Annotated in this window: 18 protein-coding genes and 1 pseudogene; 13 read left to right on the plus strand and 6 right to left on the minus strand. The window is 71.3% G+C overall.

Annotation, left to right across the window (positions count from 1 at the left end; translation table 11 throughout):
- Nucleotides 1–97: 97 nt before the first annotated feature.
- From uxaC to AB0H87_RS18205, 6 genes and pseudogenes are all read left to right on the plus strand, one after another.
- A pseudogene (gene uxaC / locus AB0H87_RS18180) lies at nucleotides 98–1,405 on the plus strand (glucuronate isomerase); the annotation flags it as partial.
- The gene (locus tag AB0H87_RS18185) at nucleotides 1,402–2,688 is read left to right on the plus strand and encodes an enolase C-terminal domain-like protein (protein WP_360146330.1); all 1,287 of its coding nucleotides are present in this window, start codon (nucleotides 1,402–1,404) and stop codon (nucleotides 2,686–2,688) included. The pseudogene uxaC and the gene AB0H87_RS18185, both read left to right, overlap by 4 nt.
- The gene (locus tag AB0H87_RS18190; RefSeq protein WP_360146333.1) at nucleotides 2,685–4,151 is read left to right on the plus strand and encodes a mannitol dehydrogenase family protein; all 1,467 of its coding nucleotides are present in this window, start codon (nucleotides 2,685–2,687) and stop codon (nucleotides 4,149–4,151) included. Before AB0H87_RS18185 ends, AB0H87_RS18190 begins: the two co-directional genes overlap by 4 nt.
- Nucleotides 4,148–5,371 carry a Gfo/Idh/MocA family oxidoreductase gene (locus AB0H87_RS18195; RefSeq protein WP_360146336.1) on the plus strand — a complete coding sequence of 408 codons (1,224 nt, stop codon included), beginning with the start codon at nucleotides 4,148–4,150 and terminating at the stop codon, nucleotides 5,369–5,371. Before AB0H87_RS18190 ends, AB0H87_RS18195 begins: the two co-directional genes overlap by 4 nt.
- 155 nt (nucleotides 5,372–5,526) lie before the next feature.
- A complete protein-coding gene (locus tag AB0H87_RS18200) occupies nucleotides 5,527–6,837 on the plus strand; it encodes a polysaccharide lyase family 1 protein (RefSeq protein WP_360146339.1) in 1,311 nt (436 codons plus the stop codon).
- Nucleotides 6,838–7,016: 179 nt separating this feature from the next.
- Entirely contained in the window at nucleotides 7,017–8,567 is a 1,551-nt protein-coding gene (locus AB0H87_RS18205) for a right-handed parallel beta-helix repeat-containing protein (RefSeq protein WP_360146342.1), read from the plus strand.
- A 45-nt stretch (nucleotides 8,568–8,612) separates the two neighbouring features.
- Here the strand turns inward: AB0H87_RS18205 and AB0H87_RS18210 are convergent, their stop codons facing one another.
- Nucleotides 8,613–9,557, minus strand: a complete 945-nt coding sequence (locus AB0H87_RS18210) for an inositol-3-phosphate synthase (protein ID WP_360146345.1) — start codon at nucleotides 9,555–9,557, stop codon at nucleotides 8,613–8,615.
- 252 nt (nucleotides 9,558–9,809) lie between these two features.
- Between AB0H87_RS18210 and AB0H87_RS18215 the strand changes: the two genes are divergently transcribed.
- On the plus strand, nucleotides 9,810–10,328 hold the full coding sequence (locus AB0H87_RS18215) for a SigE family RNA polymerase sigma factor (protein WP_360146348.1): 519 nt from the start codon (nucleotides 9,810–9,812) through the stop codon (nucleotides 10,326–10,328).
- Nucleotides 10,325–11,530 carry a hypothetical protein gene (locus AB0H87_RS18220; protein ID WP_360146351.1) on the plus strand — a complete coding sequence of 402 codons (1,206 nt, stop codon included), beginning with the start codon at nucleotides 10,325–10,327 and terminating at the stop codon, nucleotides 11,528–11,530. Before AB0H87_RS18215 ends, AB0H87_RS18220 begins: the two co-directional genes overlap by 4 nt.
- Nucleotides 11,531–11,578: 48 nt before the next feature.
- On the opposite strand, the gene AB0H87_RS18225 is transcribed toward AB0H87_RS18220, so the two are convergent.
- The 4 genes from AB0H87_RS18225 to AB0H87_RS18240 are packed head-to-tail and all read right to left on the minus strand — an operon-like array spanning nucleotide 11,579 to nucleotide 15,427.
- On the minus strand, nucleotides 11,579–12,355 hold the full coding sequence (locus tag AB0H87_RS18225) for a PmoA family protein (protein WP_360146354.1): 777 nt from the start codon (nucleotides 12,353–12,355) through the stop codon (nucleotides 11,579–11,581).
- Nucleotides 12,352–13,155, minus strand: coding sequence for a sugar phosphate isomerase/epimerase family protein (locus tag AB0H87_RS18230; protein WP_360146357.1), 804 nt, complete (start codon nucleotides 13,153–13,155; stop codon nucleotides 12,352–12,354). Before AB0H87_RS18230 ends, AB0H87_RS18225 begins: the two co-directional genes overlap by 4 nt.
- Nucleotides 13,152–14,279 (minus strand): DUF993 family protein, encoded by a 1,128-nt coding sequence (locus tag AB0H87_RS18235; RefSeq protein WP_360146360.1) that lies wholly within the window; start codon nucleotides 14,277–14,279, stop codon nucleotides 13,152–13,154. Before AB0H87_RS18235 ends, AB0H87_RS18230 begins: the two co-directional genes overlap by 4 nt.
- On the minus strand, nucleotides 14,276–15,427 hold the full coding sequence (locus AB0H87_RS18240) for a Gfo/Idh/MocA family oxidoreductase (protein WP_360146363.1): 1,152 nt from the start codon (nucleotides 15,425–15,427) through the stop codon (nucleotides 14,276–14,278). The genes AB0H87_RS18235 and AB0H87_RS18240 overlap by 4 nt, the downstream gene beginning before the upstream one ends.
- Before the next feature lie 142 nt (nucleotides 15,428–15,569).
- Here AB0H87_RS18240 and AB0H87_RS18245 point away from each other — a divergent pair, with 142 nt between their 5' ends.
- The 5 genes from AB0H87_RS18245 to AB0H87_RS18265 all read left to right on the plus strand — a co-directional run bounded on the left by AB0H87_RS18245 (nucleotide 15,570) and on the right by AB0H87_RS18265 (nucleotide 20,277).
- Nucleotides 15,570–16,568, plus strand: coding sequence for a LacI family DNA-binding transcriptional regulator (locus tag AB0H87_RS18245; RefSeq protein WP_360146366.1), 999 nt, complete (start codon nucleotides 15,570–15,572; stop codon nucleotides 16,566–16,568).
- 300 nt (nucleotides 16,569–16,868) lie between these two features.
- Nucleotides 16,869–18,905: a M14 family zinc carboxypeptidase gene (locus AB0H87_RS18250; RefSeq protein WP_360146369.1), complete on the plus strand. Its 2,037-nt coding sequence runs from the start codon at nucleotides 16,869–16,871 to the stop codon at nucleotides 18,903–18,905.
- A gap of 82 nt (nucleotides 18,906–18,987) precedes the next feature.
- A complete protein-coding gene (locus tag AB0H87_RS18255) occupies nucleotides 18,988–19,584 on the plus strand; it encodes a fasciclin domain-containing protein (protein WP_360146372.1) in 597 nt (198 codons plus the stop codon).
- Nucleotides 19,585–19,709: 125 nt separating this feature from the next.
- On the plus strand, nucleotides 19,710–19,913 hold the full coding sequence (locus AB0H87_RS18260; RefSeq protein ID WP_360146375.1) for a hypothetical protein: 204 nt from the start codon (nucleotides 19,710–19,712) through the stop codon (nucleotides 19,911–19,913).
- A gap of 10 nt (nucleotides 19,914–19,923) precedes the next feature.
- The gene (locus AB0H87_RS18265) at nucleotides 19,924–20,277 is read left to right on the plus strand and encodes a DinB family protein (RefSeq protein ID WP_360146378.1); all 354 of its coding nucleotides are present in this window, start codon (nucleotides 19,924–19,926) and stop codon (nucleotides 20,275–20,277) included.
- A 911-nt stretch (nucleotides 20,278–21,188) separates the two neighbouring features.
- Here the strand turns inward: AB0H87_RS18265 and AB0H87_RS18270 are convergent.
- Entirely contained in the window at nucleotides 21,189–21,884 is a 696-nt protein-coding gene (locus AB0H87_RS18270; RefSeq protein WP_360146381.1) for a DUF4145 domain-containing protein, read from the minus strand.
- Nucleotides 21,885–22,006: the final 122 nt, after the last annotated feature.

A 22,006-nucleotide genomic window follows, 5' to 3' on the forward strand; every position in this document is an offset into this window, starting at 1 on the left:
CTCTTCCTTGAGCATGAACTCACAGGTGCGCGACAGCGGGTCGAACGCCGACTCCTTGAGCGTGCCGAGCTGGTACTTGCCGTCGCGGTCGGTGAGCCATGTGGACCCCGCCGTGCTGGCCGACGACGAGCCGTTCCCCGACCCCGCCCGGCTGCTCATCGTGCCGGACCACTACCTGACCCGGATGCTGCTCAGCCAGGGCATCCCGCCGTCACGCCTCGGCGTGCCGACCCGCGACGGCGAGCCGGCCGAGACCGACGGCCGGGCGATCTGGCGGCTCTTCGCCGACCACTGGCACCTGTTCCGCGGCACGCCGTCGCGGCTGTGGCTGGAGCGCACGTTCGAGACGGTGTTCGGCGTGACGACCCGGCTGTCGCCGCAGACCGCCGACGAGGTGTACGACGCCATCGCGGCGAAGCTCAACGAGCCGACCTTCCGGCCCCGCGCGCTGTTCGAGCGCTTCAACATCGAGGTGCTGGCCACTACGGAGTCGCCGCTGGACGACCTCGCCGCGCACGCGAAGCTCGCGGCCGACGGCTGGGGCGGCCGGGTGATCACCACGTTCCGCCCCGACGACGTGGTCGACATGGAGTTCGAGGGCTGGGCCGACCGGGTCGCCCGGCTCGGCGAGGTGGCCGGCGAGGACACCGGCACCTACCGCGGCTATCTGGCCGCGCTGCGCTCCCGCCGCGCGGCGTTCATCGCGGCCGGCGCGACCTCCAGCGACCACGGCCACCCGACCGCCCGCACGGCGCGCCTGTCCCCGGCGGAGGCGGCGAGCCTGTTCGCCCGCGGCCTGCGGGGCGACGCCGACGCGGCCGACGCCGAGACCTTCCGCGCGCACATGCTCGTCGAGTTCGCCCGCATGTCCATCGAGGACGGTCTCGTGATGCAGCTGCACCCGGGCGCAGTGCGCAACCACAACCGGTGGCTGCACGCGACGCACGGCCGGGACGTGGGCGGCGACATCCCACAGGCGACCGAGTACCTGCACGCGCTGACGCCGCTGCTCGACGCGTACGGCAACGACCCGCGCCTGCGCGTGGTGGTCTACACGCTCGACGAGTACACGTTCACCCGTGAGCTGGCCCCGATCGCCGGCGGCTATGCCGCGATCTACCTGGGCGCGCCGTGGTGGTTCCTGGACTCGCCGGAGGTGCTGCGCCGCTTCCGCGAGGCGGTCACCGAGAGCGCCGGCTTCTACAACACGGCCGGCTTCGTCGACGACACCCGGGCGTTCTGCTCGATCCCGGTGCGGCACGACGTGGCCCGCCGGATCGACGCCGGCTTCCTCGCGCGCCTTGTCGCCGAGCACCGGCTGCCCTTCGACGAGGCCGCGGAGACCATCGTGGACCTCGCGTACCGCCTGCCCAAGCGGGTCTTCCGGCTGGGAGGACACCAGTGACCACGATCCACGCCGTCGACGTGCACGACGTCCGCTTCCCGACCGCCGACACGGGCGACGGCTCCGACGCCATCAACCGCGGCGACTACTCCGCGACCTATGTGGAGCTGCGCACGGACGGCCCGCACACCGGTGCCGGCTTCACGTTCACCAACGGCCGGGGCAACGAGATCACCTGCGCGGCGGTGCGCGCGCTGGCTGACCACGTGGTCGGCAGGAGCCTGGACGGGATCGCCGCCGAGCCCGTCGAGTTCTGGCGCTCGCTGACGGCGGACCCGCAGCTCCGCTGGCTCGGCCCCGAGAAGGGCGTCATCCACATGGCGACCGGCGCCCTGGTCAACGCGGTCTGGGACCTGCGCGCCAAGGCCGCCGGGCTGCCGCTGTGGCGCCTGCTGGCCGAGATGCCGAGCGACGAGATCGTCGCCAACGTGGACTTCCACCACATCAGCGACGCGCTCACCCCGGACGAGGCGACGACGATCCTGGACAACGGCCGGAAGGGGTACGCGGAGCGGCTGGCGCTGGTCGAGCGCGAGGGCTTCCCGTCGTACACCACGTCGGTCGGCTGGCTGGGCTATCCGGACGACAAGGTCCGGGCGCTGACCCGCGGCGCGTACGCCGAGGGTTGGCGGGCCATGAAGATGAAGGTCGGCGGCGACCTCGAGGACGACGTCCGCCGGGCCCGGATCATCCGCGCCGAGATCGGCACCGACGCGCTGCTGATGATGGACGCCAACCAGGTCTGGGACGTCGACCAGGCGATCGCGGCGATGGCGCGGCTGGCGGAGTTCGCGCCCTACTGGATCGAGGAGCCGACGCACGCGGACGACGTGCTCGGCCACGCGCGCATCCAGCGCGCGGTCGCGCCGATCCGGGTCGCCACCGGCGAGGTCGCGGCCAACCGCGTGATCTTCAAGCAGCTCCTCCAGGCCGAGGCCATCGGCGTCATGCAGATCGACGCCTGCCGCGTCGGCGGCGTCAACGAGGTGCTCGCGGAGCTGCTGCTGGCGGCCAAGTTCGGCGTGCCGGTCTGCCCCCACGCCGGCGGAGTCGGCCTCTGCGAGCTGGTGCAGCACCTCGCCTTCTTCGACTACCTGCGGGTCGGCACATCCCTGGAGGGACGGATGGTGGAATACGTGGACCACCTGCACGAGCACTTCGTCGACCCCGTGCGCACGAGCGGCGGCCGCTACCTCCTGCCCACCGCACCGGGCTACAGCGCGGCGATGAAACCCGAGTCGGTCGCGCGGTTCTCGTTCCCGGACGGGCCGGTGTGGCGATGATCCCGCTGCTCGGCCTCGGCTCACTGCGCCGGCTGCCCACCGAGAGCCGGCCGCTGGTGCGACCCGGGACGGTGCCGGCGGGCATCGTGCACATCGGACTCGGCGCGTTCCACCGCGCGCACCAGGCGGTCTACACCGAGGAGGCGGTCGCGGCGGCCGGCGGCGACTGGGGCATCGTCGGCGTCGCCCCCCGCTCGACCGCGGTCGTCGCGGCGCTGCAGGCCCAGGACCTGCTCTACAGCGTCAGTGACATGTCGGCCGAGGGCACGCGGACCCGGGTGGTCGGCGCGTTCGCCGACGCCCGGGTCGCCGCCTCCGACCCGGATTCCGTCGTCGCCCTGGTGGCCGACCCGGCGATCCGGGTGGTCACGCTGTGCGCCACGGAGAAGGCCTACCGGCTCGACCCGGCGACCGGCAGGCTGCTCGACGACCCGGTGCTGGACGCGGACCTGCGCGGTGACCGGCCGCCGACCACGGTGCCGGGGCTGCTGTTCCGCGCCCTGGTCGCCCGGTCCCGCGCCGACGCCGGCCCGATCGCGATCGTGAGCTGCGACAACTTCTCCGCCAACGGACGCCGCACCCGCGGCATGCTCGAGGCGGCGTTCGCCCGCGTCGGGCACGACGACGCCTGGCTGCGCGCCAACGTGCGCTGCCCCGGCACGATGGTGGACCGGATCGTGCCGGCCTCGACGGACGCGAGCCGGGCGGCCGCGGCCGCGGTCCTGGGCGTCCGCGACGAGGCCGCGGTCTACGGCGAGCCTTACCGCCAGTGGGTGATCGAGGACGACTTCCCGGCCGGGCGCCCGGCCTGGGAGGCGGCCGGTGCGGTGCTCACCGACGACGCCGGGCCGTGGGAACGGGTCAAGCTGCGGGCGCTCAACGGCGTCCACTCGGGGATGGCCTACCTCGGCGCGCTGGCCGGGCGGGCGACCATCGCGGAGGCGCACCAGATGCCGGGCCTGGCCGACGCGATGCGGCGGTTCGTCGCCGAGGACATCGCGCGCAGCTTCACGCCGCCGGCGGGGGTGGACGTCGTCGCCTACGGCGAGTCCGCGCTCGAACGGTTCGCCAACCCGGCCATCGGCCACCGCACCACCCAGGTCGCGATGGACGGCACCCAGAAGCTCCCGCAGCGGGTCCTCGAGACCATCCGCGACCGCCGGGCGGCCGGCGGGACGCCGCGCTGGGGAGCCCTGGTCGTTGCGGCCTGGATGCGGTACGCCCGCGGGGTCGCCGACGACGGCCGCGCGCTGGAGCTGGACGACCCGCTGGCCGCCGAGATCCGCGCGGCGGTCGCCGCGGCCCCGCCGAGCCCCGACGGCCTGGCCGCCGCCCTGTTCGGGCTGACCGCGGTCTTCCCGCCGGAGCTGGCCGCCGACGAGACGGTCCGGGCCCTCGTGGTCGACTGGCTCACCGATTTCGACAAGCACGGTGTCGAGTCCACTCTGGCCGGTGCCGGATGACGACGCCGCGGGTCGCGCTGATCGGTGCCAACGGCCACGGCCGCTGGCACCGGCGGCGGCTGGCACCCCGGCACGCGTCCGGCGCGCTCGCGTTCGTCGGGATCGCCGAGCCGAACCCGCTCGACCCCGACCCGCCGCTGCCGCCGGAGACCCGGGTCTTCACGGACCACCGGGCACTGCTCGCCGAGACCCGGCCGGACGTCGTGGTCATCTCCACCCCACCGGCGACCCACCTGCCGATCGCGCTGGACGCGGTGGCCGCCGGCTGCGACCTGCTGCTGGAGAAGCCGCCGCTGCTGACGCTGGCCGACCACGCCAGCCTGCTCGCGGCCTTGACCGAAGCGGGGCGGTCCTGCCAGGTCGGTTTCCAGGCGCTGGCCTCGGCGGCGTTCGACGAGCTGTGCGCGGCCGGCGCTCTCGGCACGGTCACGGGGATCGCGGCGGTCGCCTCCTGGCAGCGCGACGACGCCTACTACGCCCGGTCGCCCTGGGCCGGCCGCCGCGCGGTGGACGGCGCCCTGGTCAACCCGCTCGGCCACGCGGTGATGCAGAGCCTCGCCCTCGCCGACCGGCTTTGCTCTGCATCCACATACGCATCACCCGGCCGCCCGGGTGATGCGTATATCGATGCAGAGCAAAGCCTGGCGAAAAGCGTGGTCGGGCGGGTCGAGGTCGAGCGCTACCGGACGCGGCCGATCGAGAGTGACGACACCGCCGTGCTGCGGCTGACCGCCGACGGGCGACCGCCGGTGGTCGTCGCCGTCACGGTGGCCGGCGAGGAGTTCATCCCCGGTGAGATCACCGTGACCGGGACGCGGGGGAGCGCGACGTTGGAGTACACGACGGATCGCCTCCGGTTGCCCGGCGACGCCGGCCTGCGGGAGGTGCCCGGCCGGGTCGACCTGCTCGACAACCTGCTCGCGCACCGCGCCGACCGGGCCGGCGTGCCGCTGCGGGCAGCGCTGTCGGCCACCGCGGGCTTCACGGCGGTGGTCGAGACGCTCGGTTCCGCGCCGATGCCGACGCTGCTCGGCGACGAGCTCGTCGCCGACGTCGGCGACGGCCCGCACCGGATCCGCTCCATCCGCGGCATCAACGACGTGCTGCGCCGGGCCGCCGAGGGGCTTGCGCTGCCGTCGGAGCTGGGTGTGCCCTGGGCGCGCCCGCCGCACACGGAAAACCGTCTGCAAACAACGGGGTCGGTCACCGCCCAGAAATAGCGCCAATAGCCGCTTACTCGACCGTTTCCACGGTCGGGCCGTTCGTCATTGGCGCGATTCTCTGCAACATTCCTGCACATCGAAGTTATTGACACTCACAATGATCGATACCTATGTTTCACAATAGGTGTCCAGGTTGTGATCGGAGTGTCTCAATGCGATTTCGAGGTCTCGCCGCCGGCGTGGCCGGCGTGCTTGTCATCGCCGTCGCGGCACCCGCCGCGGCGGCGTCCGTGCCGCTCAGCGACCGGATCGCCCGGGAGGTGCTGCCGGCCGGCGACGGTTGGGCGGCCGCGGGGACCGGCACGACCGGCGGTGCGGCGGCCACACCGGAAAACGTCTTCCACGTAACCAACCGCGACGAGCTCGCGGCCGCCGTCGCCGGCACCACGCCGGCGATCATCTTCGTCCGCGGCACCATTCGCGGAAATGCCGACGCCGCCGGCGCGCCGCTGTCCTGCGCGCAGTTCGCCGATCCGGCGTACTCGCTGGACGCGTTTCTCGCCGCCTATGACCCGGCGGTCTGGGGCAGGGTCGCGCCCAGCGGCCCCCTGGAGGAGGCCCGGGTGCGCTCGGCCGCCAACCAGAGCGCCCGGGTGCGGGTCAACGTCGGCTCCAACAAGACCATCATCGGGCTCGGCGGCGCCCGCCTGAACGGCGTCTTCCTCCGGCTCGACGGCAGCTCCAACGTGATCATCCGGAACATCACCCACGAGGACAGTCGCGACTGCTTCCCGGTCTGGTCCCCGACCGATGGCGAGACCGGCAACTGGAACGCGGCGTACGACAACATCTGGATCCGCAACTCGCAGCACGTGTGGGTCGACCACAACACGTTCACCGACGCCGACAACCCGGACTCGGCGCAGCCGCTGCACTTCGGCCGGCCGTACCAGGTGCATGACGGGCAGGTCGACATCACCAACGGCAGCAACTACGTGACGGTGTCCTACAACCGGTTCACCAACCACGACAAGACCATGCTGATCGGGTCGACCAACACGCCGGGCGCCGACGTGGGTGCGCTCAAGGTGACGCTGCACCACAACGAGTTCGACGGCAGCGTGCAGCGCGCGCCGCGGGTGCGGTTCGGCCAGGTCGACGTCTACAACAACCTCTACCGCGTGCCGGTCACGGACCCCTACGAATACAGCTGGGGCGTCGGCGTGCAGTCGGCCGTCTACGCCGAGAACAACTACGTCGCGCTCGGGGCCGCCGTGCCGCCGGACGCGTTCGTCTTCGACTGGGGCGGCACGGTGCTCTCCGAGCGGGGCACCTGGGTCCGCGCCGGACGGTCGCTGCCCAGGCCGGCGAGCCTGCTCGCCGCCTACAACGCGACGCACGAGCCCGACATCGCACCGGACGCGGGCTGGACGCCCAGCCTGCGCGCCGGGCCCGTCCTGCCGGCACCGGCCGCCGCGCTCGTCGTCGAGCTGTGCGCGGGCGCCCGCCGGTTGGCGATCTGACTTCGGTGGTCACAGCGCTCGGGACCACCGGCGCCGGGGTCGCAACCCCGGCCGGTGCCGGCGGGTCGTGGCGGCCCGCCGGCATCACGGCAACGGGGTACGGGAGGCGTTCTCAGCCCGGGCTTCCCGCACCCTCAGAGATCGACAAGTGTCGATCAAAACGGAACTGAGGAGGCATCGTGAAAAGAACGGCACGTCGGGGCGTACTCGCGGTCGTCGCGGGCGCCCTTGCCGCCGTCGTGGTCGCGTTCGGGTTGGGCGGTGTCGCGCAGGCGGCGACGCTCTTCTCCGACGACTTCAACGACGGCAACGCGAGCGGCTGGTCGAAGTCCGGCGGCGACTGGTCGGTCGTGACCGACGGCACGCCGACGTTCACGCAGTCCAAGACCGACAGCGAGCTGGCCCGCGAGTTCGCCGGACAGACGAGCTGGACCGCGTACTCGGTGCAGGCCCGGGTGAAGCCCTTGAGCTTCAACGGCAGCAACCGGCTCGTCGCGCTCGCCGCCCGCTCCTCGTCGGCCACCAAGATGTACCGGCTGGCGCTGACCAACGCCAACCGCGCCGAGCTGCAGGCCGTCGACGGCTCGTCGGTCACGGTGATCGGCTCGGCATCGCTGACCGTGTCCACGGGCACCTGGTACACGCTGCGGATCGACGCCAACGGCAGCACGATCTCGGGCTTCGTCAACGGCACCCGGATCGGCTCGGGCAGCAACAGCGCGCACAGCGCGGGCCGGATCGGCCTGGTGACCGTGTACGCGTCGGCCCGGTTCGACGACGTCGTGGTCAGTTCCGACGGGTCCACCAACCCGACGGACCCGCCGACCGGCAACCCGACCACCCCGCCGCCGACCGGCGGACCGACCACGCCGCCGCAGACCGGCCTGGTCGGCTGGGCGACCCAGAACGGCGGCACCACTGGCGGCGGCAGCGCGTCGGCCACGACGGTCACCAGCGCCGCCGCGCTCACCAGCGCGGTCGGCGCGACCAACGCCGCGGTGATCCGGGTCAGCGGCACGATCTCGTGCTCCGGGATGATCCGGGTGCGGTCCAACAAGACCATCCTCGGCAACTCCGGCGCGACGATCGCCGGCTGCGGGTTCACCGTCAACGGCGACCGCAACGTCATCATCCGCAACCTGTCGTTCCGCGACTGGGACGACGACGCGATCAACGTCGAGCAGTCGGCGACGAACATCTGGGTCGACCACAACAGCTTCACCAACGGGTACGACGGCGCGGTCGACATCAAGCGCGGCTCCGACTTCGTCACCGTCTCCTGGAACCGGGTGTACGGGCACGACAAGTCGATGCTGCTCGGCCACTCCGACGACAACGCGTCGCAGGACGTCGGCCACCTGCGGGTGTCCTACCACCACAACTGGTTCGACGGCTCGGGGACCCGGCACCCGCGGGTGCGCTTCGGCAACCCGGTGCACGTCTACAACAACTACTACTACAACAACGAGTACGGCGTCGCGTCCACGATGAACGCCGGTGTGCTGGTCGAGGGCAACTACTTCGAGGGCGTCGACGAGCCCACGCTGGTCGGCTACGCCGACTCGGACCCCGGCACCCTCGTGCAGCGCAACAACGTGTTCGTCGGCAGCGGCTCGCCGCAGAGCGCCGGCGGCACGGGCTCGATCCCTTACTCCTACCAACTCGACAACGCGAGCAACGTGAAGTCGATCGTCACCTCGGGCGCCGGCGCGGGCCGGATCAACCCCTGACGTGACGGGTGGCGGGGTGGTCGCGACGGCCGCCCCGCCGCCACGTCAGACCGGCGTGCCCGGCGGCGACTTGAACAGCCGCACGGACTCCTCGGGAGAACCACCGCGCCCGTTCCGCAGCGCGCTCGCGGCGATCCGGATCAGGTCGATGTTGACGCCGGCCGCGCCGGCCGGGTCGTGCACGGTCAGCTTCACGTCGAGGCTGACCTCGGCGCCGGCCCAGCCCTGCGCCTCGAGGTTGAGGTGCGCCACCTTCCGCGAGCCGAGCTGTGGCAGGTATCCCAGCGGGGCAAGCTGCACCTTGTCGACCCCCGACAGCGCGTTGAGCTTGGACTGCTTCTTGGTGTTGGGGTTCTCGACCAGGTTGCGGAAGTCCTCGGTGCCGCCCAGGTTGACCTGGTACGAGCTGACCAGCGTCAGCCCTCGGTCGGCCAGCAGCCGCAGCAACGAGCCGTGCAGCACCGAGGTGCCGAACTGGCTGGCCAGGTCGTCCCCGAGCAACGGCAGGCCGGCGGCGGCGAACTCGGCGAGGCAGCCCGGGTCCCGGGCGACCGGGTCCGCGGTGGTGTTGACGAACGCGACGCCGGCCTTGCGCGCGGCCGCCGCATAGGCCAGGGCCGTCCCGGGCCGGCCGCTCGGCGCCGAGTAGAGCAGCACCTCCGCGCCGGCCAGCGCCTCGGCCACGCGGTCCACCTCGCCGGCGTCGACCAGGCCCCTGGTCACGGCCACGCCCGCGGGCGGGAGCGCGCAGTCGAGCCGCGGGACGTTGTTGGGCGGCAGGAAGATCGCCTCGGTCAGGTCCCGGCCGACCTTCTCCGGTGACGTGGCGAAGGCCGCGACGAACTCGATGTCGCCGACGCCGAGACCGTCGATCTCCGGCCGGTGAACCCCGGTCAGGCTGCCGGTCTCGCGGTAGAAAGCGATCCCCTGCACCAGGGCCGACGTGTTGTTGCCTACGCCGACAACCGCGACGCGTACCTTTTCGATCATGAACAGAAGGTTACGTCCTCCCGGTCGACGGCGGGATGTGGCGCTTTCCGGACAGCGGCGGCGGAAGAAAAAGCTCTCGCGGTGACAACGCCGCGCGACTCGCTCCGCATCTACCAACGCGCAGGACCAAGGGCATGCCGGCCGGCGCCCACCATTCATCGACCTGGGGAAGGGGAGGCTGTGGTGGGAGCGACGCCAGCAAGCGCGGATCCGATCGAGTTGGCCGGTTCGTTTCGAGAGAGGTTGATCGGCGTGGAATCTTTGGCCGACGAGTTCGACGCGTTCGTGCGGAGTCGCACGTCCTCGTTGTTGCGGTCGGCGTTCCTGCTCACGGGGGACCAGCATCTGGCTGAGGACCTGGTGCAGAACGCGTTGATACGTACGCACCGGTCGTGGCGCAACCTGCACCAGACCGGCAACGCGGAGGCGTACACCAGGAAGGTCATGTACCACCTCCAGGTTTCCTGGTGGCGGCGCGGCAAGGTGGTGGAGAACCTGGCCGCGGACGTGCCGGAGGCGCCGCGTGGCGGTGACCACGCGCACACGACGACGGTCCGCCTCACCCTGCAGGCCGCGCTGCTCCGGTTGACCAACCGCCAACGGGCGGTGCTGGTCCTGCGGTTCTTCGAGGATCGCAGCGAGGCCGAGGCGGCCGAGCTGCTGGGTGTCTCGGTCGGCACCGTCAAGAGCCAGACAGCCAGGGCATTGGCCCGACTCCGCACGATCGCGCCCGAATTGAACGAGTTCTACTTCACGGGGGTGGCCCGATGAACGGCGTCAACTCGCAGCAGTTCCACGACGACCTCGCCGATATCGCGGACCTCGCCAAGCCGGTCGACCTGCGCGACCGGGTGTTGCGCGGGGCCAGGCGCCAGACTCAGCGCCGCGTCGGCGCGGTCTCGCTCGCCGCGGTCGCGGTCGTCGCGGCCGGCGGCGCCGCCTTCGCGGTGACCTCCCGGCCGAACGGCACCGTCGTGCCCGGCACGACACCGACGCCCTCGGTCACGGAGGTTCCCACCGCGGAGCCGACCGCGACCGCGCCGCCCACCGCTTCCGCGACTCCTGACCGCCCGCTGACGACGGGCACGCCAGGCACGTCGAACACGGCGGCGAGGCTCACGCTGGGTCCGTGGACCGAGACCGGCGGCAGGTCCTCGCTGCCCGGCACCCTGTACTACCTGACCCGGGCCGACGACGGTCCGATAAAGATCAACGTGCTGGCCGACGACAAGCTGCGCACGGCGCCGCTGCGCGGTTCAACGCATCGGAACGACTGCGCGCGCCAATCCATCGTGTTCTCGCCCGACGGCACCTCGGTGGCGTGGGTCGAGAGCGACAGCACGGGCTCCGACCGTGGGGCGCTGGTCGTGACGTCGCTCGACGACGGCGCGAGCCGGGTGATCCTGCCCGAGGTCGAATGCCGGGGAGGATCAGGCCCCAAGTGGATGCCCGACTCGCGCCGGCTGGTCGTCGAACGCGGCAACGACGTGAGCATCGTCGACGCGCACACGGGCGCGACGACCGCGGCGCCGGCGGCCTGGCGGGGCTACCTGGCCTTCTCGAGGAACGGTGGCTACGTCACGTACGGCGAGCAAGGCAGGATCGTCGTCGCCACGGTGGCCGGCAAGGTCGTCAAGCGGGTGCCCTACGACATCAACTGCTGCACCGGCGGCTTCTCGATCCAGAGCATCTCCGACGACGGCCGGTACGTCGGGGTGAGCTTCGAGAACAGCGACCCGGACACGGTCCGCAACGCGATGCGGATCGTCGACCTGAACACCGGCAAGGACGTCGACCTCGGCATGACCCCGCCCGCGGGCGGCTGGATCCAGATCGTCCTCGTCGGGTCCGACCGCCTGTTCGCGACCGGCATCACCGCCACGTCGACCGACGTGACCCTCGACCGCGCCGGCAAGGAGGACGTGTCGGTCCCGGTGACCGGCGGTCTCGAGCTCGGCGTCTACCGCCCCTGACCGAACGGACGGCGTCGCCGGCGAACCGAGTTCGCCGGCGACGCGCTTTCATACCAGCTGCTCGCGGGTCAGGGCACCGTCGGCGACGAGCACCCGGATGCTCCGCACGACCGGCGTCTCCGGCGTGACGGCCAACGGGCGGTCGAACGCCAGCGCGGCGCAGACGCCGGGATAGATGCCGGTCCGCACGAACCAGCGGTCATCGCCCGCCAGGCCCCGGAACACCAGCGTGTACGGCCCCGGCCCGGTCAGCGCCAGCCACGGCGCCGCGCTGCCGTTGACGTTCTCCTCGCCCGCCGCGTCCACGGTGAACACCCGGGTTTCGCCCGGCGCCGCCCGCCAGAAGAACCCGCCGTAGCCCGCTTTGTCCGGGCGGCCGTTCGTCGCCGGGCTGCCCAGCGTGACCGGCCGGTCGGCGGTCAGGGTGAAGTCGACCGACAGCTCCCAGCCCAGCGTGGCCTTCGTGGCGGCCAGCCGCCGCTCCTCGGTGAGCAGCACCCCGCCGTCCTTGTCGCGCCACTCCATCCGGTGACGCAGGTCCCCGGTCCAGGCCGTGTGCACGATCGCGCCGTGGTCGTCGAGCCACGTGTAGCCGCGGTCGCGGACGTACGTGCGGCCGCCCCACAGGTTGGTGCCCGCGACGTCCTGCATCGCGACCGAGACACCGAGATGCCAGGTGTGGTCGTCGGGCGCGAAGTCGGTGACGGTGACGCCGCCGAGTGTGCGCACCGGGTGCAGGTAGGGGCGCGGTCCCTGGACCACGTCGACCTCGGGCGAGACCACATAGGACGCGACGGCGACGCCCTCGACGGTCAGCTCGGTCATCCCTCGACGGTCTCCCGGTAGCCGCGCAGCGCCGCGTCGAGCACCTCGTCGCCCGGGCGCGCCCAGACCTCTGCCGAGAACACCTCGACCTCGACCGGTCCGGTGTAGCCGGCGGCGTCGACCGCGCGGCGGAAGCGGCGGTTGTCGACACAGCCGTCGCCCGGCAGGCCGCGGCCGAGCAGCACGCCTTCCGGCAGCGGCGTGACCCAGTCGGCGACCTGGAAGCAGGCGATCCGGCGCTGTCGGCCGGCCCGCTCGATCTGCGCCCAGACCTGGTCGTCCCACCACAGGTGGTAGGTGTCGACCACGACGCCGGCCGCCTCGACGGGCAGCGGCGCGACCAGGTCCAGCGCCTGGCCCAGCGTCGAGACCACGCAGCGGTCGGCGGCGAACATCGGGTGCAGCGGCTCGACCGCCAGCTTGACCCCGGCCGCGAGCGCGTGCGGCACCAGGCGACCGATCGCGTCCCCGACGTGCGCGCGGGCGCCGTCGAGGTCGCGGCTGCCGTCGTGGAGGCCGCCGGAGACCAGCACCAGCACGGGTGCGCCGAGCGTCGCCGCCTCGTCGATCGCGCGCCGGTTGTCGTCGTACCAGCCGGGATCGTTGAAGAAACCACCGCGGCACAGCGAGGTGACCGACAGGCCCGCGTCGCGCACCAGGGCGGCGGTCTTGTCCAGGCCGAAGGCGGCGGTCTCCTCGCGCCACAGGCCGACGCCGCGGACGCCCGCCCGGACGCAGCCGGCGACGAGATCGGGCAGCGGCCAGTGCTTGGTGGTGGCGGAGTTCAGCGCGAACCTCATCCGGCCACCCCCACGGTCGTCGCCCACGCGCGCGCCCGAGCGGCCGCCAGATCCGCGTCGGGCAGGACGCCGGCCGCGTCGGCCAGCCGGATCAGCTTCGCCAGGTGCAGCGGCGACCGGCCGCTCTGCAGCCCGCCGACCATCGTGAAGTGGCTCTGGTGGCCGGCCAGCCAGGCGAGGAAGACGATGCCGGTCTTGTAGTAGAAGGTGGGCGCGCCGAACACGTGCCGGGCCAGCGGCACGGTGGGCGCGAAGATGTCGTCGTAGCCGGGCTCGTCGCCCGCGTCCAGCGCCCGCAACGCGGCGGCCGCCGGCGGCGCGATGGCGGCGAAGATGCCGAGCAGCGCATCGGAGTAGCCGTGCGCGTCGCCCTTGATCAGGTTTGGGTAGTTGAAGTCGTCGCCGGTGTAGAGCCGGACGCCCGCGGGCAGGCGCCGGCGCAGGTCGACCTCGAACGCCTCGTCGAGCAGCGAGACCTTGATGCCGTCGACCTTCGCGGCGTGCGCGCCGATCAGCTCGAGCACGGTGGCGACCGGGTCGGCACCCCAGTAGCCGGCCAGCGCCGGGTCGAACATCTCGCCGAGCCAGTGCAGCACGACCGGCCCGTCGGCCTGGCGCAGCAGCTCGGCGTACACGTCGAGGTAGTCGTCGCTCCCGCGGGCCGTGGCGGCGAGGTGGCGGCTGCACATCAGCACCGGCGTGGCGCCCGCCGCCTGCACGTCGGCGAGCTGCTCGGCATAGGCCTTGCGGACCTCGTCGAGGCTCGCCACGCCCGGCGGGAGCTGGTCGGTGGCCACGCCCGCGACGATCGGCCCGGCCGCCTCGCGCGCGCTGCGCCGGATCAGCTCCCGGGTCGCGGCGTAGTCGAGGCCCATGCCGCGCTGTGCGGTGTCCATCGCCTCCGCGACGCCGAAGCCGTGCGACCACAGGTGATGCCGGAACGCGAGGGTGGCGTCCCAGTCGAGGGCGGCCGGCGCGCCCGGGGTGTTGTCGGCGGCCGGGTCGGCGACCACGTGTGCGGCGGCGTACGCGACGCGGCTCGTGAATCCCGCTCCTGGCGCGGCGAAGGCGGCGCCGGTGCCGGTGAAGGTGAACGGCCCGTCGGGGAGCACGACCTCGGTCACGGTGCCAGCTCCGGGATCTCGACCCGCCGGCCCTCGCGCGCCGACACCGTGCCCAGCTCGGCGAGCTGCACGCCACGGGCGCCGGCCCACAGGTCCCAGGTGTACGGGGTGTCCTCGACCACGTGCCGCAGGAACAGCTCCCACTGCTCCAGGAAGCCGTTGCGGAACTCCTCGTTGTCGGGCACGACCTGCCACTGGTCGCGGAACCGTTCGGTGGCCGGCAGGTCGGGGTTCCAGACCGGCTTGGGCGTGGTCGAGCGGTGCTGGACCCGGCACTCGCGCAGGCCGGCGACCGCGCTGCCCTCGGTGCCGTCGACCTGGAACTCGACCAGCTCGTCGCGGTAGACCCGGACGGCCCAGGACGAGTTGATCTGCGCGACGATGCCGCCCGCGATCTCGAAGATGCCGTACGCGGCGTCGTCGGCGGTCGCGTCGTAGGCTTGGCCCTGCTCGTCCCACCGGCGGGGGATGTGGGTGGCGACGTGGGCGGTGACGGCCTCGACGGACCCGAAGATCTGCTCGAGCACATAGTGCCAGTGCGGGAACATGTCGACCACGATGCCGCCGCCGTCGGCGGTGCGGTAGTTCCATGATGGACGCTGGGCCGGTTGCCAGTCGCCCTCGAAGACCCAGTAGCCGAACTCGCCGCGGACGCTGAGGACGCGCCCGAAGAAGCCGCCCTTGACGAGCCGGTCGAGCTTGCGCAGGCCCGGCAGGAACAGCTTGTCCTGCACGACGCCGTGCTTGACGCCGGCCGCGTCGGCGAGCCGGGCCAGCTCGACCGCGCCGGCCAGGTCGCCGGCGGTCGGCTTCTCGGTGTAGATGTGCTTGCCGGCGTTGACGGCGGCGCGGATGGCCTTTTCGCGCGCGTTGGTCACCTGGGCGTCGAAGTAGATCTCGACGTCGGGTCGGGCCAGCGCCGCGCCCAGGTCGGTGGTCCACTCGGTGAGGCCGTGCCGCTGCGCGATCGCCCGCAGCTTGGCGTCGTCGCGCCCGACCAGCACGGGCTCGGGCCAGAGCAGCGTGCCGTCGCGCAGCGGCAGGCCACCGGCCTCGCGGATCGCGAGCAGCGAACGGACCAGATGCTGGCGGTAGCCCATCCGCCCGGTCACGCCGTTCAGGACGATCCCGATGGGTTTGCGATCCACGAGCTCTACCTCCCCTTGACCTTCACCTCGGGTTTTGCGCCGACCGGAGGTCCAGGCGCCGATAGCGTGAGGTAAGCGCTTTCCCGGGAAAGGTATCCACGCTCCATGGGCTTAGGCAAGGGCTTACCCGTATGATCTCCGCGTGGCCACGCTGGACGACGTCGCGCGCCGGGCGGGCGTCTCGACGGCGACCGCCTCGCGCATCATCAACGGCAGCAGCAAGCCCGTCAGCGCCGCGCTCCGCGACCGGGTCGAGGCCGCCGTGGCCGACCTCCACTACGTGCCCAACGCGCACGCGCGCCAGCTCGCCCGCTCGGAGCGCACCGCGGTCGGCGTGGTCGTGCACGACGTCTCCGACCCGTACTTCGCGGAGATAACCCGCGGCCTGCAACGGGTCGCGACCACCGACGGCCGCCTGGTGATCATCTGCAACACCTACCGCGACCCGGCCCGCGAGCTCGACTACGTGGAGCTGCTCCGGGCGCACCAGGTGGCGGCGATGGTGCTGGCCGGCTCGGGCTACCACGACCCGGGTTTCGCCCGGGCGCTGCGCGGCAAGCTCCGCGCCTACGAGCTGACCGGCGGGCGGGTCGCGGTCATCGGCCGCCACGACCGCACGGGCGACGCGGTCGTGCCCGACAACGAGGCGGGCGGCTACCTGGCGGGGGAGCACCTCTACGCGCTGGGCCACCGCGAGCTCGGCGTCATCGCGGGCCCGCGCAACCTGACCACGACGACGGACCGGTTGACCGGCCTGCGCCGCGCCGCCCGCTCCCACCGGCGGCCGCCGCCGAAGGTCGCCTACGCGGACTTCGACCGCGACAGCGGCGCCGCGGCGACGGCCGACCTGCTCGCGGCCCATCCGCGCCTGACGGCGATCGCGGCCCTCAACGACTCGATGGCCGTGGGCGCGCTGGCGCACCTGCGCGGCGTGGACCGCCGGATCAGCGTGATCGGCTTCGACGACATGCCGATCGCCCGCGACGTGACGCCGGCCCTGACCACGATCCGCCTGCCGCTGGCCGACATGGGGGCGCTGGCCATGTCCCTGGCCCTGTCCGCGCCGTCGCGGGATCCGCGCGTGGAGCGCGTACCCGCCGAGTTGGTCGAGCGGGAGAGCACGTTCCCGCCCGACCGTTAGCCCGTCTACATCTCATCGACCCCCCTGACTGCAAGGCCGGGATAGACGGGTTGATGGCAAACGAGTCCATTCCGGTGGCTAAGGGTTTTCTCGCGGGCCGGCTCGGCCACGTAACGGCGGCCATTCGAAAGCCTCAAGAGTTACTCAAGATCGTTGCGATCGCCCCATGAGGACGGTCAGGCTGACGGGCACCGATGTCTTTGATCAAGACAGGTCCCCCAACCTGGAGGTTCCATGAAACATCGGCGGTCTATGGTCATCGGACTTTCCGCCTTGCTAGCTGCCACCCTCTCTCCCGTCGTGACGTCCACCGCGGCGTTCGCGGCCGAACCCAACCAGGTCACCGACCTCACGGTCAGCCAGGCCGACGGGTTCGCCACCGTCGCGTGGACGCCGGTCGACGGCGCCACCGACTACCAGATCGAGCGCACCGCGGTCGACGCCTCGGGCAACCCGACCGACGTCGCGAAGGTCGTCGGCGTCTGGCGGCCCAACCGCCAGGTCAACAACGAGGAGCCCACGTTCGCGGACGCCGGGTTCAACCCTGGCGACCGGTTCCAGTGGCGGGTCCGCGCCCGGATCGGGACGGCCGAGCAGCCGTACTCGACCCCGGTCGTCGGCACCACCAAGGAGCCGTGGGGCGACACCGACACCCCGGGCCAGAACCTGCGTACGCAGTGGGAGACCACCCACGCCGCGCAGTACACCAGCGACGTCAACGAGTACGCCTACACGGCGGAGGTCGACAAGCTGAGCGAGCGGGTGCGGGTGGTCGAGATCGGCCGTACCGTGCAGAACCGCCCGATCAACATGTTCGTCATCGGCTACCCGACCCCGCCGGCGACCCCGGCCGCGGTGGCCGCGACCTCGCCGCTGGCGGTCAACTGCAACGTCCACGGCAACGAGCCGGGCGACCGCGAGGCCTGCCTGATCATGGCTCGCCAGCTGGCGTTCAGCAACGACGCCCGCACGCTGGACCTGCTCAAGGCCACCACCGTCCTGATCGTCCCGACGATCAACGGTGACGGCCGGGCCGCCAACACCCGGGGCAACATCACCGGCCAGGACCTCAACCGGGACTACTCGCTGATCCGCCAGCCGGAGACCGCGGCGTACGTGCGGATGCTGCGCGACTACCGCCCGGTGGCCGGCTACGACGGTCACGAGTACGGCAACTCCCAGGCCGGCGACCTGCCGATGCTGCCGCCGCGGCACCAGAACGTGGCCCAGCAGATCTTCGACGAGTCGCTCGACATGATCGAGAACCACATGTACGTCGAGGGCGCCAAGGACGGTTGGTGGGCGTGCCCGTACGGCTGCGCGAACGGCAGCGGCGTGGGCCTGTCCGAGGAGACCATCCTGCGCAACACCCTCGGCCTGAAGAACACGGTCAACTCGCTGCTCGAGCTGCGCAGCTCCGGCGGCGCGACCCGGCCGGACGAGGGCAACACGGCGAACAACCGCCGCCGCAAGACCTTCTCGGCGCTGTGGACGTTCAACCAGTTCATGGACTACCACCACGCCCAGGTCGGCGACATCAAGAAGGCGCGTGGCGAGGCGATCGAGTTCCAGGCCGGCAACAACGGCCGGATCGTCTTCCGGGGCTCGCGGGTCATCCCGCTGCACCCGGCGCCGCACCCGGGTGAGGCCGGCCCGCGCGAGGACCTGCCGACGCCGGACATGATCCTGGACAACGCCCCGTGTGCCTACAAGCTCACCGAGGCGCAGTACAACGGTGCCCGTACCGACGGACCCAACGACGTCGGTGCCACGGTCGCCGAGCGGATCGCCGCGCACGGCTGGAAGGTCGTGAAGGTCGACGACGGCTACATCGTGCCGCTGGCCCAGCCGGAGCGGGGCCTGATCCCGCTGCTGCTGGACGAGCAGGGCGAGGAGGAGTGGGTGTCCGGCGAGCGGGTCTACCCGACCCTGACCGGCACGCGCAACGGCCCGCTGACCATCTCGGGCTTCGCCTGCCTGTCGGGCGCGACGGTCAACGGCCCGGTCAACCTCCGCCCGGGTGCGACCCTGGTCGCCACCAACTCCACCATCAGTGGCCCGGTCAACGCCGCGAACGCGGCCGGGGTCTTCCTCGGCGACAGCACGCTGCGGGGTCCGCTGCAGGTCGCGAACACCAACGGCCCGGTCTCGGTCATCGGCACCAAGGTGTCGGGCCCGGTCAGCGTGGTCAACAACCGCGGCGGTGCGGCACCGTACCTCGCCGGCAACAGCGTCAGCGGCCCGCTGAACTGCTCCGGCAACACCCCGGCGCCGACGAACCTCGAGGTCCGCAACACGGTCAACGGACCGCGCGCGGGCCAGTGCGCCACCCTGTGATGAGCTAGCCCCCCGACGCATCGGCGGGCCGGACCGGGAAGCCCGGCCCGCCGGTGCACCACCTTTCTCCCTGGAGGTCGCGATGCGGCGTACGCTGGCGCTGGTCCTGGCTGTCTCGCTGTTGGCGGCGGCCGGCTGCAGCGGTTCGGACGCGCCGGACGCCCTCTCGGGCCCCCTCTGCACCGAGCTGCCGAAGGGCGACGAGCCCGGCAACCCGACGGCGCTGGCCAACGCGCCGGCGAGCGAGGCGCTGAGCTGGATCACGGTCCTGACGACGTTCGACGGCGCGCTGCGGGCCGCGGACCTGCTGCCGGAGCTCGAGGGCAAGCAGGCGATCACCGTGCTGGCGCCGTCCGACGACGCGTTCGCCGCCAAGTTCTCCCAGGACAACCTGGACGAGCTGATGATCAAAGACAAGGACACGCTGCGTACGCTCCTGCGCGCGCACATCGTCGACAAGGCACTGAGCGTCTCGGACCTGCGCGACGCGGACTCGGTCAAGACGTTGGACGGCACGACCGTGCGGGTGTCCAAGGTGGACGAGGGCATGGCGCAGCTGGGCGACGAGGCGCGCACGGTGTGCGCGGACTACCGCATCGCCAACGGCCGGGTGCACGTCATCAACCACGTCCTCGGCAACCTTCCCACCACCGCCGGCCAGGGCGACTCGGGCCACTGACCGTCTACCGTGAGCCTGAGGCGTCTGAGGGGGCGACGATGGAACGGGTGAGGCGGGCGACACGGCCGTGATGTTCATGGCGGCGCGGGACACGACCCGGCCGAGCATCGAGCATTACCGCAGCCATGACCACATCGACCTGCTCACGCCGGTCCGTGATGAACGCGGCTGAGGTGCTGCGGCGGCAGTGGCGCGACTCCGGGGCCAGGCTCGACCAGCGCCTGACCGGCATGTCCGACGCCGAGTTCTTCTGGGAGCCCGGGCCGTCGTGCTGGACGGTGCGGACGCACCCGACGTTGCCGGACCGGTGGGACATCGACTACGCCTGACCCGCCGCCGTTGACGACGATCGCGTGGCGGCTCGTCCATCTCGCGAACGGCAACTGGATCTACTGGGAGCACGCGTTCGGTCCCGGCGCCCGGACGTTCGCCGACCTGGTCGTCCCGGGATCCGCGGACGCGGCCCGCACCTACTGGCGCGACAGCCGCGAGCCGATCACCGCATGGCTGGCCGAGGCCACCGACGCGCACTTGCGCGAGCTGCGACCGAGCCACCTGGGCGAACCCCGCAGCGCCGGCGACGTGCTCATGACGCTGGTCGACGAGCAGGTCCACCACGGCGCGGAGATCGCACTGCTACGCGGTCTCCACGCGCGACGGACCCCCGACGCGACCGGCTCCCAAATGCCATGATCCCCGGGCCGCATGTCGTACGCGTCAGGCGGCGGATCACCCGCTGTTGGACCGGCTTCGCCGCCGTTAGTCGCGGCGCGTCCGTGGCCGGTTCAAGGTCTCACCCGCCGGACGTCGCCACCGCAGCCGATCCGCAGAGGCGGTTCGCTCGCTCTGGTAGGCGGCACCATCGTCCTGAAAGCTTTAGCGGAGTTTCCATCGACTGCCTCCGCGGCCTGCCTGATCTTTCTGCGGCGTTAGCGCAACGAACCCCAGGATCCATGACCGGCGCTCGCAGTTCACGATGACATCGTGTTGAAGGAGTGGCGGACCGGAGTCCGGTCAACTGCATGTGTGGCGGGTGGGCCGCCGCCGTCTCGCCTGTTTCTGCAAGGCTGGGGGGACTTCGAACCCTTCGCGATTATCGCGATAGCCATCCTCCTGGCTCTGGCTGTCGCGCACCTGCTCAAGGTTTGCCGCGCTGCTCGCCACCGCGGTGGTGTGGCCCTACCGAACGGCGTCCGGTCGCTGGTTGGTGGTTGCCTACCCGCTTTCGTCCCACCGTGGGGTGGACGTCAAGGGCAGCGACCATCCACATCAGCGGCGCGTAACCACCCGCTCAGCAGCAATGGCACTGACGCGCCAGTGGGCGAGGGACATCGAGCAGCTTGGCCGGCCTCAGGAGGAGCCTGCTGTAAGGGCATGAAAGAGGCCATGTCCGTCAATGGGACATGGCCTCTGATCTGGTGGGCGATACTGGGTTTGAACCAGTGACCTCTTCCGTGTCAACTAGGTCAAACCACCTTCACGACCTGGATGCGTGGCTATTCGCCCTGGTCGTGGTGCTTGTGCTTGGCGGCGTGGAACGGTCTCTGAGGCATCAGGCCGTTAGATCGTCTCCCGGATTTCTCCCGGCCACTCGTGCATCTGGGTTAGCGAGGTTGGGCCGCCACTGTGCCGTCTCTCTGTGCGATTTGGTCCCTAGCCCCCTGGGGCAGAGCGCTGAAGAGGGATTCAGCGTGCTTCGGGACGCTGATCATCTGGTCAATCACTACGTTCGTCAGGCGGAAGAGTCCAGGCAAGAGTGTCGGATCATCGTCAAGATCGATCTGTCCGGGATGGACGGCGTTGTTCCCGACAACGCGGAGAACATCCATGGCTTGCGCGGTCTGAGGGTGAAGTCCGCGCTCAACCAGCCGCCCGATCTTGGTGTTGAGGCTGCCTGCGCCGGGTTCGAGTCCGTCGACCAGCATTTGGAGGGCCAGCCGAAGGAGCGCTGCAGAGCTGCGTCGCGACAGCGCTGCTACACGCCTCGCCTCTTCGTACACCGCGCGTACTTCATCGGGCATGTCGTCGCTTGCACGTTCTCCCATGCTGCCGAGCGGATAGACCATGTCGCTGTCGTCGTCGTCGGCAGCCTTAAGCCAGATCGTCGGCTCTTGGCAGGCAGTGCAATAGTGCGCCCGCCAACCTTGCATCTCGCGCGGGCTTTGGTTTACGAAGAGTTTCTTCCAAAGGAGCAGGCCACGGTCTTGCACGGCAAAGATCGAGCAGTGCGGACACCTGAAACGGTCTTTGTCCAGCGCGGGTGTCTCGGTGCTCTGCATCGGAGGCGTCGTGTCCGTCACCCCAACATCCTGCCATTGGGATCAGATAGTCCGGATCGGCCATCCCGTCGCGCAGGCTCCGCCCGGCCGGGCCGCGCCTGCCTGGTCCAGGTGGAGCGCCCCACCGGACGAACGACCTGGAC

Origin of the sequence: Asanoa sp. NPDC050611 (assembly GCF_040654855.1) — a bacterium.
Classification (GTDB): Bacteria; Actinomycetota; Actinomycetes; order Mycobacteriales; family Micromonosporaceae; genus Asanoa.